The organism is Streptococcus hyointestinalis, from assembly GCF_011039275.1.
Classification (GTDB): domain Bacteria; phylum Bacillota; class Bacilli; order Lactobacillales; family Streptococcaceae; genus Streptococcus; species Streptococcus hyointestinalis_A.
Genome location: NZ_JAAKGB010000001.1, coordinates 932,292 through 947,463, shown reverse-complemented (window position 1 = coordinate 947,463; position 15,172 = coordinate 932,292). Strand labels below are relative to the sequence as shown.

Genomic DNA, 15,172 nt, shown 5'->3' with positions numbered 1-15,172 from the left:
ATTGTAGTGGATCTTCTGTTTGCTTTTTAGCTTCCTCATAGGATGAAAACTACACCTATCAAGCTGGATAGAACAATTGAAACCTTTGCCATGAAAATATCTCGACTATAGCCTATTTCACGATCTTCTTTAGGATTTCCTGTTATACTAGGAACCCAATATTTCCCATTGAAATATTTATCTCTTTGCTCTCTGATTTTCTTCAATCTCAGAAAAGATATCCTACTTATTCCAAATAGAACTACTATTTCAAATACTTGGTACATAAACTTCTCCTATTTTTTACTTTGACCTTTCAAAATTGTTCTCCTAACAGCTCCTCTGGTAATAATTTCACTTCACCAGCGTGACTGCAGCCTTGTAAGTACGCTATCGGATCAAAAGTGTTAATGTTAATACCTGGATTAACCATTCTATCTTTGAGAATACCCATTCTTAACTCTTGTTCCTCGACTACTTCAGCTGGTACTTGCACAACCAAGGCAAACTCCTCTGAAGATTGTGCTTGTTCCCTGAAACGTGCGTCAAGACCCGCTAAAAAACCGTATAGATATGATTTTTTATAATCTTTTCTCTTTATCTCAATTGAAGGAGGAGTAAGGCGCTTTAGACGATATTTCAGATATAAGATAGCTCCCTCATACACTTTTGTGCAGAGTTCAGCATCTTCATAATACCCAAAGAAAATGATTCGTGTAATTCCTTCTTTATGTAGTCTCGTTCTGTATGTCTGACATCTAAAGTTACTTCCTAGAATTGATGCTAGGTGTTCTTGCCACCAAGGCAAACGTCTACCTTGAGTTCCAATTATTTCTCCAATATCAGTCCTGCATTTAGAACTACGCTCTATATCACTAATGGATAACTGATGCTTTACCATCAGTTTTTGAGCCATTAAAAGAGCTGTCTGACCCTCTTCATCACTTGGGCTATCATAAGCTAATTCTAATAGGTTTTGTATTTTAGATATAATCTTACTATCCATATCATTTCTACTCCTGATTTAGTTAATTTTCATACTTTGAGGAAGAAACGAACCTGGGGAACAATAACCATTTTGTAAATCCTTCTTCAGATAGAACTCAGTATTTACTGTCATGACATAGTCACTCCTTTTCCAGTTGCGACGAAGTCGAGTATTAAAAAGAGCAACTTTAGACTCAATCTCTCTGAATCTAAATCCTAATTCCAAATAGGTTGTGATAATTTCATGAACATGTTCCCTAGCCTCCTTATTTCTAAGTCTTTTGTGAATACGCTGTTCTTGATCTTCTAGTTTTAATAACTTCTGATACTGAATATACAATACCCTCATTTCTTCAATTTTCTTCTGCCAGTTGAGGTTATAAGGTTGACCAGAGTATTTATTCTTCAACATACTAACGGGTTCTTGAAACTTCATCTGAACAGAATCAAATTTCCCCAAATCCTCGAAGGGATCAATAAAACCTAACGGATCACGGTTAACTAACTGTTGATATAAACTTTCTCTATCCATAACTTTACCTTTTGTTTTTATGATGTATTATCGTTATCAAGAAAATCAAATAATGTCTGTTGAATACAACGACAAGGTGTCAAGGTCATTTTTCCCTTGTAAGAAGGTAGGCCATCTTCATCTATCATCTCTTCTTCAGCATCGTGGTCAATAACTTCATAAATTTCTAACGTATCTATGTCCATGACAAGTTCTAAGCCTTCCATGAGGAAATTCCTCTCTTTATAGAATTTTAAGCAAACAAAAAAGAGAACAGATTTCTCTGTTCTCCTTCACTAATACTAGATTATTTGTTATTCTAAAAACTCTTACCACTTACTGAAAATTTTTTGAAACAAAAAAACAGCGAAAACTTGTCTAGCTGTCTATATTTTATGAAAATAAATTGGTAAAGAAGTTCACGATTTGTTGCCACAAGTTAGCAAAGAAGCCTTTTCCAGACGCGATAGCGCTGTTGGCGTCAAAGTTGAGATTGATACCGCTAAAGGTTGACTTAGACTTTGAAACAATGCTGTTTTTAAGAGAAGTCAGAGTTGACTTGAAGTTACTGTTTTTGATGACAGAACTTTTTGACAAATTAACAGCAAAGTTGACGATGACCGTGATTTGGTTGCTGGTCATAGAGTCCTTGAGTCCGTAGTTGGACAGTGTGTCCTCGACAATCTTTCGGATGTCAGACGCAGATAGGTTAGAACCACCATCTGCTACAGCAGACTTGATGTCTGTCATGGCAACGTTCAGTTTATCTGCGTCGTAGCTTTCTTTATTTTGGTTTTCAGCGTTAATATCAGAGAGAGCATTGAGCTCTTCTTGCGCTAGCTCTTTACTTTCGGTAGAGACGCTGGCTCCATTTTGCTCGAGCGAGTAGTAAATCCCTGCAAGCGCACTCTCTCCCGTTACTTGGATAGGGGAGGCAACCGTGATTTCAGCATGCTCAATCCCCAGTGTAACAGCGGCGTTGCGGTACATGTCCTCAGTGACCTTGGTGATATTTTCTGGCGTCACGATAGAAACACTCAAACCTTTAGACGAGCCTAGCTTTTTGATTTTCACGGATGAATAGAGCTGCAAACTGCTGTCATCTGCCACATCCATAATCGAAGCGTAGGCACTTGTCGTTAACGTCTTGACACTTGTGTCTTTTGACGAATCATAGCCTAAAAGAGAAAGCGTCTCGCTACGCTGGCTGTCTGAGAGTGAGTAGCCCAGCACATAGTCTGGCTGCACATAAGACGCATCGAGGACCTCTTGCACGCTACTAGTCGCTGCTTGAGCTTTGGTCGCAAAAGAAAATGCCATCAGGGCTAAGCCAACACCCATAATCAGTTTTTTCAAACGCATATAATATCCTCGTTTTTCTTTTTTTCCTAACTTTTTTCCAAAATCTTATGATTTATTATAACATCTTTTGCTTAAAGTAGTGCTAGAAAACAGTTTTCTCTCATTCGTGCAGTTCTAAGGGCAAACCGTCTGGGTCAAAGAAAAAAGTCATCTTCTCACCGGTAAACGTATCTCTACGAATAGGCTCCACAAAAATCCCTAAAGCCTCCAATTCTTTTTTGCGGGTCTCGAGGTCATCGACATAAAAGGCTAAATGGCGCAGCCCGCAAGCTTCAGGGTAGCTAAGCCGTTTCGGCGGCTCGGTGTAGCTCTTCTCTGTTCTCTTTTGCCCAAAAATCTCTAACTCAACACTCCCACAACTCAAGTCTAGCTTGTAGTCTCCTCTGTCTGGGCGGTGATTTTCACGAATAATCTCAAAACCCAGCTTGTCCACGTAAAAGGCACGTGAAGCCTCATAATCCGAAACGATAATCGCCACATGAGGAACAGCATTCCACTGCATATTAGTCTCCTTTCTCATAGAGAAAATCAGAAACCGAAGTTTCTGATTTACGTTGTCATTTGATTGTAAGATTTGCTAAAGGCGTCTAGGATTTCTTGACTAGCCTTGCTGTAGTCAACTGTAGCAGTCAGCTCACCATGTACAATAGTACGCTCGGTAGCTTCTGCGTCGGTACAAGTCACCAAGGTCACTTGACTCTTGCCAGACTCGTCATCAATCACCTCGACATGATCAGGTGTTACCACCGTCACATCTGTAATGACGTATGTGTAGACCTTTTCCTTGTCTGTCAGGTAGATTTTCATGCCCTTTTTAGCTCTATCAAGAGGGGAAAAGAGCATGTCCGTTGAGCCTGTCATGCCAAAGACATGGTGACTGGCTAGAGCATAGTTGTTCTCTCCACCCATGACTTGATTTTCCTTCATGGTACCAGCTCCGTAGGAAAGCTCAGTGTTGCCGACACCTTTAAATATCGGCAGATTGAGTCCCACAGCAGGAATAGCGATACCACCGATAACAGGCAGCGGCTGCGCATCCATCTGCGCTTTTAGGATAGACTCCGCACTGATAGACTGCACCGAGTCAAAATCATAGGTCGTCTTTGCCTTCTTATTTTTTTCAATCGTTTTCTTGCTGACTTTGGTAATCTGGTATTTGTTGGTATTCATCCCAATCAGATAATTTCTAATCGGTTTATTAAAAACCAAGACCAAGCCGACAAGCAATAGAACGACAAAGAGTACCGTTCGTAAGACACTAAAGAGTTTTTTTCCTTTTTTCGTTTTCTGCTTTGCCATAAATTGTCTCTAATTATTCCTCATTCTCCTGCTGCACATACTCTTCACTAGCGACCAAGGCAAAAGTGACAATCTTAGACTCATCTGCTAAGCGCATCAATTTGACACCTTGAGCACTACGTCCCGTCTCAGAAATAGCAGCAACGCTAGTGCGGATAACCACGCCCGTGTCGGTAATGACCATCAAATCCTCATCGCCAGTCACCGTGGCGAGACCTGCTAGGCTACCGTTTCGCTCAGTGATATTAGCTGTCTTGATACCTTTACCACCACGGTTTTTAGTTGGGTAGGCACTTGCTGGCGTTCGCTTACCGAAACCTTTTTCAGTCACGACAAGAACATCTTGATTATCTTTAATGGTTGAAACGCCGATAACGCTATCGTCTTCTCTTAGAGTAATCCCTTTGACACCTGCTGCGCTACGTCCCATCACTCGGATACCATCTTCATTGAAGCGTACAGAGTAAGCTTGACGAGTTCCGATGATGATGTCCTCACTACCAGTAGTTGCCACAACGCTCATCAGCTCATCTCCTTCTTTAAGAGTCAGAGCCTTGAGACCATTTTGACGGATGTTATGAAACTCTGAGACACGTGAGCGTTTGACAAGCCCATGTCGTGTCGTAAAGAAGAAATACGACTCCTCGCTCGTGTCACTATCAAGGTTAATCATAGTCTGAACCGTCTCACCCTCATCTAGGCGCAAGAGATTGACAATCGGGAGCCCTTTGGCTGTGCGACCGTATTCCGGAATTTCATAGGCTTTCAGGCGGTAAACACGCCCAAGATTGGTGAAAAAGAGCAGCGGATTGCGGGTGTTTGTAGACACCAAATCCTTAACAAAATCGTCTTCGTTGACACCAGTTCCTTGAACGCCACGACCACCACGCTTTTGCGCACGAAACTCATCCTGCGCTAGACGCTTGATGTAGCCTTTATTAGACAAGGTAATTAGCACATCCTCTTCCTCGAGGAGATCTTCATCTTCAAGGGTCAAGACCTCACCCACCATGAGCTCTGTGCAACGTTCATCAGCGTATTTACGCTTAATCTCGTCCATCTCGTCCTTGATAATCGTGATAACACGCTCTGGTTTTGCCAAAATATCCGCCAAATCCGCAATCAGAGCTAGTAAATCATTGTACTCAGACTGAATCTTGTCACGTTCCAATCCTGTCAAACGACGCAGACGCATGTCTAGGATAGCTTGACTTTGACGCTCAGACAGGTCAAAACGACGCATCAGCTCTGCTTGGGCAATGCTGTCTGTCTCACTAGAGCGGATAATGTTAATCACTTCATCCAGGTGATCAAGCGCAATCAGCAAACCCTCTAAGATATGAGCACGAGCCTCCGCACGAGCCTTATCAAACTCCGTACGACGTACAATCACTTCTTTTTGGTGCTCGATGTAGTTGTCGATAATCTGACGAAGCGTCAAGATTTTAGGGACACCCTTTTCAATCGCTAACATATGAAAACTAAAGTTTGTCTGAAGCTGTGTTTGTTTAAAGAGATTGTTGAGGATGACATTGGCAGAAGCGTCACGCTTAATCTCAATCACAAAGCGAACACCCTCACGGCTGGACTCATCACGCACCGCTGTGATCCCCTCTATTCGTTTCTCCTGCACCAAACGCACAATATGCTCATGTACCTTGGTTTTATTGACCCCATAAGGGAACTCTGTCACAACGATACGCTCTCTACCTGTTCGAGTGGTTTCAATCTCAGTACGTGAGCGCAGAACGATTGAACCTTTTCCTGTATCATAAGCCTTATAAATGCCAGAACGCCCCATCACAAGAGCACCTGTTGGAAAGTCTGGACCTGGCAGCACTTCCATAAGGTCACGCGTTGTCGCTTCTGGATTGTCCATAACCAGCTTCACCGCATCAATAGACTCCCCTAAATTGTGCGGTGGAATGTTAGTCGCCATCCCGACAGCGATACCAGTCGCACCATTGACCAAAAGGTTTGGAAAACGAGCTGGCAATACCAAGGGTTCACGCTCACTGCCATCATAGTTGTCTTGGAAATCAACCGTGTTTTTGTTGATGTCACGCAACATTTCAAGCGCAATCTTACTCATACGAGCCTCGGTATAACGCTGAGCAGCGGCACCATCGCAATCCATAGAACCAAAGTTTCCGTGCCCATCAACGAGCATATGGCGATATGACCACCACTGCGCAATACGCACCATAGCGTCATAGATAGAGGAGTCACCATGCGGGTGGTATTTACCCATGACGTCCCCTGTGATACGAGCGGACTTCTTATGTGGCTTGTCAGGTGTTACCCCAAGTTCGTTCATCCCGTAGAGGATACGACGATGTACGGGCTTTAGACCATCTCTCACATCTGGAAGCGCCCGTGCGACAATAACACTAATGGCATAGTCAATGAAACTCGTTTTCATTTCACTTGTTAAATGGACATTTACTAAATTTTTATCTTTCATGAACAGTTGTCCTTCATTTTATTACTATATATTATACCATATTTTCTACTAATTTTCCCTTATTTTTATCGACCTATTCCGAACATTCAAACGACTGTGGCAGGTCATCAGCTATACTTTTCTGAAAGCTATTTGTGAAATTTTTACCATTTTCCAATTTTTTCACCGTTTCCTCGTGACAGAACGGTATGAAAATGCTAAAATAAGGATGTACGGGAATTTTCCCCATAATAAATTTAAGGAGATGTTTAGATAATGACTGCAACTAAACAACACAAAAAAGTCATCCTTGTTGGTGATGGTGCCGTAGGTTCATCTTACGCATTTGCACTGGTTAACCAAGGAATCGCACAAGAAGTGGGTATCGTTGAAATCCCAGCATTGTTTGATAAAGCTGTTGGTGATGCTGAAGACCTTTCACACGCCCTTGCTTTCACTTCACCTAAAAAAATCTACGCTGCAACTTACGCTGACTGTGCAGACGCAGACCTTGTAGTTATCACTGCTGGTGCTCCTCAAAAACCAGGTGAAACTCGTCTTGACCTTGTTGGTAAAAACCTTGCTAGCAACAAATCAATCGTTACTGAAATCGTTAAATCTGGTTTCAACGGTATCTTCCTTGTTGCTGCAAACCCAGTTGACATCTTGACTTACTCAACTTGGAAATTCTCAGGTTTCCCTAAAGAACGTGTTATCGGTGCAGGTACTTCACTTGACTCAGCTCGTTTCCGTCAAGCACTTGCTGAAAAACTTGGTGTAGACGCTCGTTCTGTCCACGCTTACATCATGGGTGAACACGGTGACTCTGAGTTCGCGGTTTGGTCACACGCTAACGTTGCGGGTGTTAACCTTGAAAGCTACCTTCAAGACGTTCAAAACTTCAACGCTGAAGAACTTGTTGAACTCTTTGTTGGTGTTCGTGACGCTGCTTACTCAATCAGCAACAAAAAAGGTGCTACTTTCTACGGTATCGCTGTAGCCCTTGCTCGTATCACTAAAGCTATCCTTGATGATGAAAAAGCTGTTCTTCCAGTTTCTGTATTCCAAGATGGTCAATACGAAGGTGTAACTGACTGCTACATCGGTCAACCAGCTATCGTTGGCGCACACGGTATCGTACGTCCAGTTAACATCCCACCTAACGATAAAGAATTGCAACAAATGCAATCATCTGCTAAAGAATTGAAAGCTATCATCGACGAAGCATGGGAAAACCCAGAATTCCAAGCAGCTTCTAAAAACTAATCTCTAGTTTCTAGATACAAAAACAGCTGAAAATATCAGCTGTTTTTTGTCTACTTCTATTTTACGGAGTTTTTTATGAAAATAGTTATTATTGGTTATTCTGGCGCTGGAAAATCAACACTAGCAAAGAAGCTCGCCGACTTCTACAAATTACCACTTCTACACTTAGACAAGCTACGTTTTTCGAATGGCTGGCAAGCTCGTAAAAAAGAGAATATAAGCGCTGATATACAAGCTTTTTTAGACAGACATGACAGTTGGGTCATTGAGGGAAATCTATCCTCATGTCTCTTTAAAAAAAGACTAAATGCTGCCGATAAGATTATTATCTTACAACTACCACGTCTCATCTGTCTCAAGCGTGCTTACAAACGCTATAGGCAACACCGTGGACAAACACGTGATAGAATGGCAGAGGGATGTCCTGAGCGTTTTGATCTTGACTTTATCAAATGGATTTTAATAGATGGCAGGCGCACTCAAATACAAAAACAATTTCAGTCTGTTTTGGAAAACTATTCTGACAAAACCTTTCATTTGACTAGTCAAAAGGATATTGATACTTTCTTACAGGACATGAAAAAATGAGTCGATTTTCGACTCATTTTTGTGTTATTCTGCTGATAGGGCAGCCATTGTAATGTAGTTGTAAGGTTGGTTGAAATGCGGCAAGAAGAAGAGATCTGTCAATGCCAATTTGTCGATGGTTACCTTTTCTTGGATAGCCAGTGAGAAGAGATGGATTGCTAATGCAATATCATCGTAAGACGCCATTTGACAACCTAAAATCACACGGCTATCTTTATCATAAACAATCTTAATGGTTACTTCGTAGTTATCGTGCTTGATAAAGCCTGGTTTTTGCAGGTCTGTAAAGGTTGTTTCAACGGCATTGTGTCCTGCTGGTTTGGCTTTTTCAAGGGTCAAACCTGTTGATACCATGTGGAGTCCGTAAATGGAGATACCGTTTGATCCTTGAACACCAATACCTTCAAGCTCATGACCGCAAGCGTTGTGAGCAGCAACAATACCTGTACGTACAGCATTTGACGCAAGGGCGATGTAGTTGATGTCGTCTAATGAGTTATCATAAACTGTCGCACAGTCACCGATAGCATAAACATCTTTCATGCTGGTTTCTTGTTTTTTATTGACAACCCATGAACCGTTACGGAAAGTTTCAAGGCGACCTTTACCAAGTTCTGTATTTGGTCGGAAGCCGACTGCCATAACGACCATGTCAACATCAAAGGTTTCTTTATCTGTCACAAGACGCTCAACCTTGCCATCACCTTCGACTGCTGGAACAGCTTGACCGTAAGCGAGACGAATGCCGTGGTCTTCCAAGTTCTTACTCATCATATCTGTAAGGTCACGGTCGTAGTAGCCGACCATGCAGGTTTCTGCAATATCAACTAAAGTCACTTCTTTTCCGATACGTTGGAAAGCTTCTGCCAATTCCACAACAATGTAGCCAGCCCCAACGACAGCCACACGGTCAATACCTGGCTTAGACAATTTTTCAATGACTTCTGCTGAGTTTTGGTAGAGTTTTACAAATGGAAGGTTTTCAAGCGTCGCTTTGAACTCACGAGACCCTTCTTCGATTTCCACTCCCTTAATCGGTGGGATAACAGGTTGTGAGCCTGTCGCCAAAATCAATTTATCATAAGACGCGATGTGTTCTTGACCATCAACGAGCGCTTTGACTTCTTTTTTATCAAAATCAATATCTAAGACAGGAGACTCCATGTAAACCTTCGCTCCCATACTTTCTAGCTGCTCCTTATCAGAGTAGAACAAACCTTCTGGTCCGTCAATTTGCTCACCAACCCAAAGAGCCATCCCGCATCCTAGGAAAGAAATGTTTGAGTTTTGGTCAAAAGTCACCACTTCATTTTCATCTCCGTAGTTGCTAAGCATGGTTTTTATAGCGGCTGTGCCGGCGTGGTTTGTTCCAACAACAACGATTTTACTCATAATTAAATTCCTCTTTTCTATATCTTACAATAGCATTATATCATATTTGTAAACCGCTTACAATTGTTTTGCATATCTTTTTAGAATTGCTCTAAAAAAACTTCTCTCATACGAGAGAAGCTCTTTATTTTGATTTGATATAGTTGACACCGTCTGCCTTTGGTGCCACTGATTTTCCTAGGAAAGCAGCTAGCACAATGATGGTCAAAACATACGGCGGGATTTGCAAGTAAACCGCTGGAATATCTTTCAAGAAAGCGAGATTGCCACCGATAACCGCTAGACTTTGTGATAAACCAAAGAAGAGACTAGCCAACATAGCGCCGATTGGATTCCATTTCCCAAAAATCATAGCGGCAAGAGCGATGAAACCTGGACCGGTAATTGTTGTCACAGAAAAGTTTCCTGAGATAGACTGTGCATAGATAGCACCGCCCATACCGCAAAGAAAACCGGAAATGAGAACACCCATATAACGCATAAAGTAAACGTTAATACCAAGTGTATCAGCCGCTTGCGGGTGTTCACCTACTGAGCGCAAACGCAAACCAAAGCGTGTCTTGTAAAGGACAAACCAAGCCAGGAAAGTAAAGGCAATCGCTACATAACCAATAGCGCTGGTACCCGCAAAGAAAATATCACCAACAATCGGGATTTTAGCAAGCACTGGGAAGTCAAACTTCCCAAACGATTGTGTGATGCTATCTGTCTGTCCTTTGTTGTAGATAACACGGCAGAGGAAAACAGCAAGGGCAGGCGCAAAAAGGTTGAGCACAGTACCACTGACAATATGGTCAGCACGGAAATTTACTGTCGCAGCTGCATGGATGATGGAGAACAAAAGTCCAACGACACCTCCGACCAAGACACCTAGCCAAGGGGTTGCTTTACCAAACGTATCCGCAAATGCGAGGTTGAAAACAACTCCAGAAAAAGCTCCCATAACCATGATACCTTCTAAGCCGACGTTGACAACACCACTACGTTCTGAGAAGGTACCACCAATACTGGTCAAAATCAAAGGCGTTGCATAGATTAAAGTCGTTGAGACTAAAAGTGCTAATGTTGTAATCGACATTATTTACCACCTTTCATTTGTTTTTTAGGCTTGATATAGCGCTCAATGATATAATGTGCACCAACAAAGAAAATAATCAAAGCTGTCACGATACTAATCAATTCTTTTGGAATACCCGCAATCGTCATTCCTGATGACCCTACACTGAGGAATGAGAAAAGAAAGGCTGAAAAGAGAATACCGATTGGATTATTTTGAGCAAGTAGGGCTACTGCCATACCGTCAAAACCGATGGATACCGAGCTTGCCTGCACAAAGACATTTTCAAAGGTTCCAAGACCGTAGACAACACCACCAAGACCAGCAAAAGCACCTGAGATAATCATTGATAGAATAATGGTGCGTTTAGCTGACATCCCTGCGTATTCACTGGCATTTGGGTTTAGTCCAACTGAGCGAATTGCAAAACCAAGGGTTGTTTTATTGAGCAAGAACCAAATGATGATGATACCGATAATAGCAATGAAAATACCGATATTCATCCGTGAGTGATTGGTCAGCGTGTCTAGCCAAGCTGTCTGATAGGAAACATTTTCAGAGACCTTGATACTAGAGTCTGCATTACGCATGATATCTTTAGAAAAGAGACCACGAATAATGGCATTTCCTGAATAAAGAACGATATAGTTCATCATGATGGTTACGATAACCTCGCTGGTACCGAGATAAGCTCGTAAAATCCCAGGAATAGCACCGATAATACCACCAGCAATCATCCCGATAAGAACGGTTGAGATGATACTCAATGGACGACTCATGTCAGGGTTTGAGAGACCAAACCAACCTGCAGCAATCCAACCTGCATAGGCTTGTCCTGGTAGCCCAACGTTAAAGAAACCTGCTCGGCTTGCTACCGCAAAACCAAGTGCCACCAAAATCAGTGGACCCATGTTTGTAAAAATTTCACCGATATCTTTGGCACTACCAAAAGCTTTGTTAAAGAGCTCTTCATAACCCCAAATAGGGTCATAACCAAAGATAAACATAATAACAGCGCCAAGAACGATTCCCAGTAATACTGAAATCAGAGGAACCGCAATTTGTTGAGTTCGCTTAGACATTACTCGCCTCCTTTTCCAATATTGCCACCAGCCATCAAAATACCTAACTCTTGCTGGTTGGTTTCAGTAGGAGTCACGATACCTTGAATGCTACCATCATGGATAACGGCAATGCGATCTGAGAGGTTGAGAATCTCATCCAACTCAAAGCTGACCACTAACACCGCTTTTCCTTTATCTCGTTCTTCAATTAGACGTTTATGGATATACTCAATCGCTCCAACGTCCAAACCACGAGTTGGCTGACTAACAATGAAAAGGTCTGGGTCACGATCAATCTCACGTGCGATAATCGCTTTTTGCGGATTTCCTCCAGAAAAGCCCTTTGCCGGCACCAATTCATTGGCTCCACGGACGTCAAACTCCTTCATCAGCTTACGAGCATGTTCATTGATATTATGAAAATTAAGGATACCGTTTTTACTCATTGGCTCCTTGTAGTAGGTCTGTAGCGCCATATTTTCAGACAATGTCATCTCAAGCACGAGACCATCACGGTGACGGTCTTCAGGGACATGTCCAACACTTAGCTCTGTAATTTTACGAGTCGTTAGATGTGTCACATCTTGCCCTTTGATGGTAATACTTCCTGACTTGACCTTTCTGAGTCCTGTAATAGCCTGTACCAGCTCGCTCTGCCCATTACCATCAATCCCTGCGATACCAACAATCTCACCACCACGAACATCAAGATTGAGCTGTTTTACTGCAGGAACACCACGGTTTTCATTGACCACGAGGTCTTTAATAGACAAGATAACATCTTTTGGTTTTGCAGGCTCTTTTTCTGTCGTAAAGGAAACAGAATGCCCCACCATCATCTCTGCCAAATCAGCAGAAGTTGCACCTGCCACCTCAACCGTCTCAATACTCTTACCACGACGAATAACCGTTACACGGTCGGCTACCGCACGAATCTCATCAAGCTTATGCGTGATGAGGATGATAGACTTACCTTCTTTGACAAGATTTTTCATGATATCCATCAGCTCTGCGATTTCTGATGGCGTCAAAACAGCTGTCGGCTCATCAAAGATAAGAATATCCGCACCACGGTAGAGCGTTTTTAAGATTTCCACACGCTGTTGCATCCCAACAGAAATATCTGATACCCTAGCACTAGGGTCAACTGTCAAACCGTACTTTTCAGACAGTTCTTCAATATCTTTTGTTGCCTGCTTTAAATCAAGCACCCCATTTTTGACGGTCTCTGTTCCTAGGAGGATATTTTCAGAAACAGTGAAAGCTTCCACCAACATGAAGTGCTGGTGCACCATCCCGATACCGAGCTGAGAGGACTTTGACGGCGAGTCAATGGTAACACTCTCACCATTGACCACAATCTCACCACTGGTTGGTTGCAACAAGCCAGCCAGCATATTCATCAGAGTTGATTTTCCTGAACCGTTTTCCCCTAATAGTGCATGGATTTCACCCTTTTGAATAGACAAGTTGATATGGTCATTTGCGACGAAATCACCAAATTGTTTGGTAATTTCTTTCATTTCAATGACATGCTTAGACATATCTTCTCCCTTTCAAGAAATAACAATTATAGTTCAGTAAAACACACCTACAGGCGTGCTTTACTGAGATATAATCCTATATCTCAGCTTTGAAAAAAAGCGGACCTCTTAGACCGCTTTTCTTCTAAGATTGATTATTTTTCAGGGACTTTGATATCACCGTCAATAATTGTTTGTTTTGCTTCTTTGATAGATGTGTTGGTATCAGCAGTTGTGTTTGTAAGTGCAATATCTACACCACCTGCTTTAAGACCATAGCGAGTAGTTTTTCCGCCAGGGAATTGACCATCAAGCGTATCGTTAGAAATCAATTGAAGCGATTTACCAACTTCTTTGATAGTAGAAGCAAGAACGAAGTTTGATGTTTGTCCATCTTTAGATGTGTAATTACCGTCTTCTTTTTGGTCACGGTCAACACCGATTACCCAAACTTTATCGGCTTCATTACGGCTTTCGTTGATAGATTTAGCTTCGCTAAAGACACCAGTTCCAGAACCACCTGCTGCATGGTAAATAACGTCAGCACCGTCTGCATATTGTGCAGCAGCGATTGTTTTACCTTTAGCGGCGTCACTAAATGAACCAACGTAGTTAACTTTGACTTTGATTGTGTCAGCAACTGATTTGACACCAGCTTTGAAACCAGCTTCAAAACGGTCAATAACAGTGCTTTCTTGTCCTCCTACAAAGCCAACTGTTTTTGTCTTAGTGGTTTTAGCAGCTGCAATACCTGCAAGATAAGCGGCTTCATTATCAGCAAAAAGAACGCTCGCTACATTGTCTTTATCTTTGACTTCGTCAGCGATAATAACAAAGTTTGTGTCGGTATTGTTATCAGCAGCATCTTCAATAGCATCGTGAAGCGCAAATCCGATACCAAAAATCAATTGGTAACCACCTGAGACAGCAGTATCAAGGTTGTTGGTGTATTCTGATTCATTTGTTGATTGGAAGTAATCATACCCTTGTCCCTTTTTAAGGTTGTGCTTTTTACCCCACGCTTGCAAACCTTCCCAAGCAGACTGGTTGAATGATTTATCATCAATACCACCAACATCAGTAACCATAGCGACTTTCAAGCTATCACTTGATGAGCTGCTTGATTTTGAGCTACGACTACCACACGCAGTTAAACCAAGAGCAGCAACTGCCGCTAAACCTAGACCGATAACCTTCTTGTTCATCAAAATGAACCCTCCTAAAAAAACTAAAATACTTTAAGTCTTACGACTTTAAACCCTAACAGATTTACGTTAAATCTGTAAACGAATATGGAAGTAATTGCCCGACCGTCATCTCGACCGTCGTTACACCATCTTCTGCAATCAAGATGACCCTAGCAGATGGTTCAAAAAATTCAGCCATGACTTGGCGACAAGCGCCACATGGTGAAATTGGCTCTGCTGAATGCCCATAAACAGCAATTTCAGACAATCTAACATGTCCCTCAGAAACAGCTTTAAAAATAGCTGTTCGCTCGCCGCAATTTGTCAAACCAAAGCTGGCATTTGCGATATTACACCCCGTGAAAATAGCACCGCTTTCTGTTTTGACAGCAGCTCCTATTGGAAAATGTGAATAAGGAACATAGGCTTCCTCGCTAGCCTTAATAGCTAGCGCAATCAACTCCTTGCTACTAGTATCCGCCATTAGCGGTATCTCCAGAAACAATCGCAAAAC

At 42.2% G+C, this 15,172-nt stretch carries 16 protein-coding genes; 2 read left to right on the top strand and 14 right to left on the bottom strand.

Going from position 1 to position 15,172, the window contains the following annotated elements; genetic code table 11:
* Nucleotides 1–35: 35 nt before the first annotated feature.
* The 8 genes from G5B60_RS04555 to gyrA all read right to left on the bottom strand — a co-directional run bounded on the left by G5B60_RS04555 (nucleotide 36) and on the right by gyrA (nucleotide 6,602).
* On the bottom strand, nucleotides 36–266 hold the full coding sequence (locus G5B60_RS04555; RefSeq protein WP_164682902.1) for a hypothetical protein: 231 nt from the start codon (nucleotides 264–266) through the stop codon (nucleotides 36–38).
* A 29-nt stretch (nucleotides 267–295) separates the two neighbouring features.
* Nucleotides 296–985, bottom strand: a complete 690-nt coding sequence (locus G5B60_RS04550) for a DUF2786 domain-containing protein (RefSeq protein WP_164682900.1) — start codon at nucleotides 983–985, stop codon at nucleotides 296–298.
* A gap of 18 nt (nucleotides 986–1,003) precedes the next feature.
* Nucleotides 1,004–1,498 carry a modification methylase Sau96I gene (locus G5B60_RS04545; RefSeq protein ID WP_164682898.1) on the bottom strand — a complete coding sequence of 165 codons (495 nt, stop codon included), beginning with the start codon at nucleotides 1,496–1,498 and terminating at the stop codon, nucleotides 1,004–1,006.
* Between the two features lie 17 nt (nucleotides 1,499–1,515).
* Nucleotides 1,516–1,704 carry a hypothetical protein gene (locus tag G5B60_RS04540; RefSeq protein ID WP_164682896.1) on the bottom strand — a complete coding sequence of 63 codons (189 nt, stop codon included), beginning with the start codon at nucleotides 1,702–1,704 and terminating at the stop codon, nucleotides 1,516–1,518.
* Nucleotides 1,705–1,870: 166 nt separating this feature from the next.
* Complete coding sequence (locus G5B60_RS04535) at nucleotides 1,871–2,839, bottom strand: DUF1002 domain-containing protein (RefSeq protein WP_164682894.1); 969 nt, start codon at nucleotides 2,837–2,839, stop codon at nucleotides 1,871–1,873.
* Between the two features lie 100 nt (nucleotides 2,840–2,939).
* Nucleotides 2,940–3,341 (bottom strand): SMU1112c/YaeR family gloxylase I-like metalloprotein, encoded by a 402-nt coding sequence (gloA2, locus tag G5B60_RS04530; RefSeq protein ID WP_164682892.1) that lies wholly within the window; start codon nucleotides 3,339–3,341, stop codon nucleotides 2,940–2,942.
* Between the two features lie 47 nt (nucleotides 3,342–3,388).
* Nucleotides 3,389–4,138: a class A sortase gene (locus G5B60_RS04525; RefSeq protein ID WP_164682890.1), complete on the bottom strand. Its 750-nt coding sequence runs from the start codon at nucleotides 4,136–4,138 to the stop codon at nucleotides 3,389–3,391.
* A 13-nt stretch (nucleotides 4,139–4,151) separates the two neighbouring features.
* On the bottom strand, nucleotides 4,152–6,602 hold the full coding sequence (gyrA, locus tag G5B60_RS04520) for a DNA gyrase subunit A (protein ID WP_164682888.1): 2,451 nt from the start codon (nucleotides 6,600–6,602) through the stop codon (nucleotides 4,152–4,154).
* Nucleotides 6,603–6,857: 255 nt separating this feature from the next.
* Between gyrA and G5B60_RS04515 the strand changes: the two genes are divergently transcribed.
* Complete coding sequence (locus tag G5B60_RS04515) at nucleotides 6,858–7,847, top strand: L-lactate dehydrogenase (RefSeq protein WP_164682886.1); 990 nt, start codon at nucleotides 6,858–6,860, stop codon at nucleotides 7,845–7,847.
* Between the two features lie 75 nt (nucleotides 7,848–7,922).
* A complete protein-coding gene (locus G5B60_RS04510; RefSeq protein WP_164682884.1) occupies nucleotides 7,923–8,435 on the top strand; it encodes a DNA topology modulation protein in 513 nt (170 codons plus the stop codon).
* A 24-nt stretch (nucleotides 8,436–8,459) separates the two neighbouring features.
* On the opposite strand, the gene nox is transcribed toward G5B60_RS04510, so the two are convergent.
* From nox to G5B60_RS04480, 6 genes are all read right to left on the bottom strand, one after another.
* Nucleotides 8,460–9,827: a H2O-forming NADH oxidase gene (gene nox / locus G5B60_RS04505; RefSeq protein ID WP_164682882.1), complete on the bottom strand. Its 1,368-nt coding sequence runs from the start codon at nucleotides 9,825–9,827 to the stop codon at nucleotides 8,460–8,462.
* Between the two features lie 124 nt (nucleotides 9,828–9,951).
* Complete coding sequence (locus tag G5B60_RS04500; protein WP_164682880.1) at nucleotides 9,952–10,905, bottom strand: ABC transporter permease; 954 nt, start codon at nucleotides 10,903–10,905, stop codon at nucleotides 9,952–9,954.
* On the bottom strand, nucleotides 10,905–11,966 hold the full coding sequence (locus G5B60_RS04495; protein ID WP_164682878.1) for an ABC transporter permease: 1,062 nt from the start codon (nucleotides 11,964–11,966) through the stop codon (nucleotides 10,905–10,907). The genes G5B60_RS04500 and G5B60_RS04495 overlap by 1 nt, the downstream gene beginning before the upstream one ends.
* Entirely contained in the window at nucleotides 11,966–13,492 is a 1,527-nt protein-coding gene (locus G5B60_RS04490; protein WP_164682876.1) for an ABC transporter ATP-binding protein, read from the bottom strand. Before G5B60_RS04490 ends, G5B60_RS04495 begins: the two co-directional genes overlap by 1 nt.
* Before the next feature lie 134 nt (nucleotides 13,493–13,626).
* Entirely contained in the window at nucleotides 13,627–14,676 is a 1,050-nt protein-coding gene (locus tag G5B60_RS04485; protein WP_164684183.1) for a BMP family lipoprotein, read from the bottom strand.
* A 64-nt stretch (nucleotides 14,677–14,740) separates the two neighbouring features.
* Nucleotides 14,741–15,142, bottom strand: coding sequence for a cytidine deaminase (locus G5B60_RS04480; RefSeq protein WP_164682874.1), 402 nt, complete (start codon nucleotides 15,140–15,142; stop codon nucleotides 14,741–14,743).
* Between the last annotated feature and the right edge of the window lie 30 nt (nucleotides 15,143–15,172).

Coding starts and splice junctions, on each gene's coding strand:
- G5B60_RS04555 (WP_164682902.1), bottom strand. CDS start 266: ATGTACCAAGTATTTGAAATAGTAGTTCTATTTGGAATAAGTAGGATA.
- G5B60_RS04550 (WP_164682900.1), bottom strand. CDS start 985: ATGGATAGTAAGATTATATCTAAAATACAAAACCTATTAGAATTAGCT.
- G5B60_RS04545 (WP_164682898.1), bottom strand. CDS start 1,498: ATGGATAGAGAAAGTTTATATCAACAGTTAGTTAACCGTGATCCGTTA.
- G5B60_RS04540 (WP_164682896.1), bottom strand. CDS start 1,704: ATGGAAGGCTTAGAACTTGTCATGGACATAGATACGTTAGAAATTTAT.
- G5B60_RS04535 (WP_164682894.1), bottom strand. CDS start 2,839: ATGCGTTTGAAAAAACTGATTATGGGTGTTGGCTTAGCCCTGATGGCA.
- gloA2 (WP_164682892.1), bottom strand. CDS start 3,341: ATGCAGTGGAATGCTGTTCCTCATGTGGCGATTATCGTTTCGGATTAT.
- G5B60_RS04525 (WP_164682890.1), bottom strand. CDS start 4,138: ATGGCAAAGCAGAAAACGAAAAAAGGAAAAAAACTCTTTAGTGTCTTA.
- gyrA (WP_164682888.1), bottom strand. CDS start 6,602: ATGAAAGATAAAAATTTAGTAAATGTCCATTTAACAAGTGAAATGAAA.
- G5B60_RS04515 (WP_164682886.1), top strand. CDS start 6,858: ATGACTGCAACTAAACAACACAAAAAAGTCATCCTTGTTGGTGATGGT.
- G5B60_RS04510 (WP_164682884.1), top strand. CDS start 7,923: ATGAAAATAGTTATTATTGGTTATTCTGGCGCTGGAAAATCAACACTA.
- nox (WP_164682882.1), bottom strand. CDS start 9,827: ATGAGTAAAATCGTTGTTGTTGGAACAAACCACGCCGGCACAGCCGCT.
- G5B60_RS04500 (WP_164682880.1), bottom strand. CDS start 10,905: ATGTCGATTACAACATTAGCACTTTTAGTCTCAACGACTTTAATCTAT.
- G5B60_RS04495 (WP_164682878.1), bottom strand. CDS start 11,966: ATGTCTAAGCGAACTCAACAAATTGCGGTTCCTCTGATTTCAGTATTA.
- G5B60_RS04490 (WP_164682876.1), bottom strand. CDS start 13,492: ATGTCTAAGCATGTCATTGAAATGAAAGAAATTACCAAACAATTTGGT.
- G5B60_RS04485 (WP_164684183.1), bottom strand. CDS start 14,676: ATGAACAAGAAGGTTATCGGTCTAGGTTTAGCGGCAGTTGCTGCTCTT.
- G5B60_RS04480 (WP_164682874.1), bottom strand. CDS start 15,142: ATGGCGGATACTAGTAGCAAGGAGTTGATTGCGCTAGCTATTAAGGCT.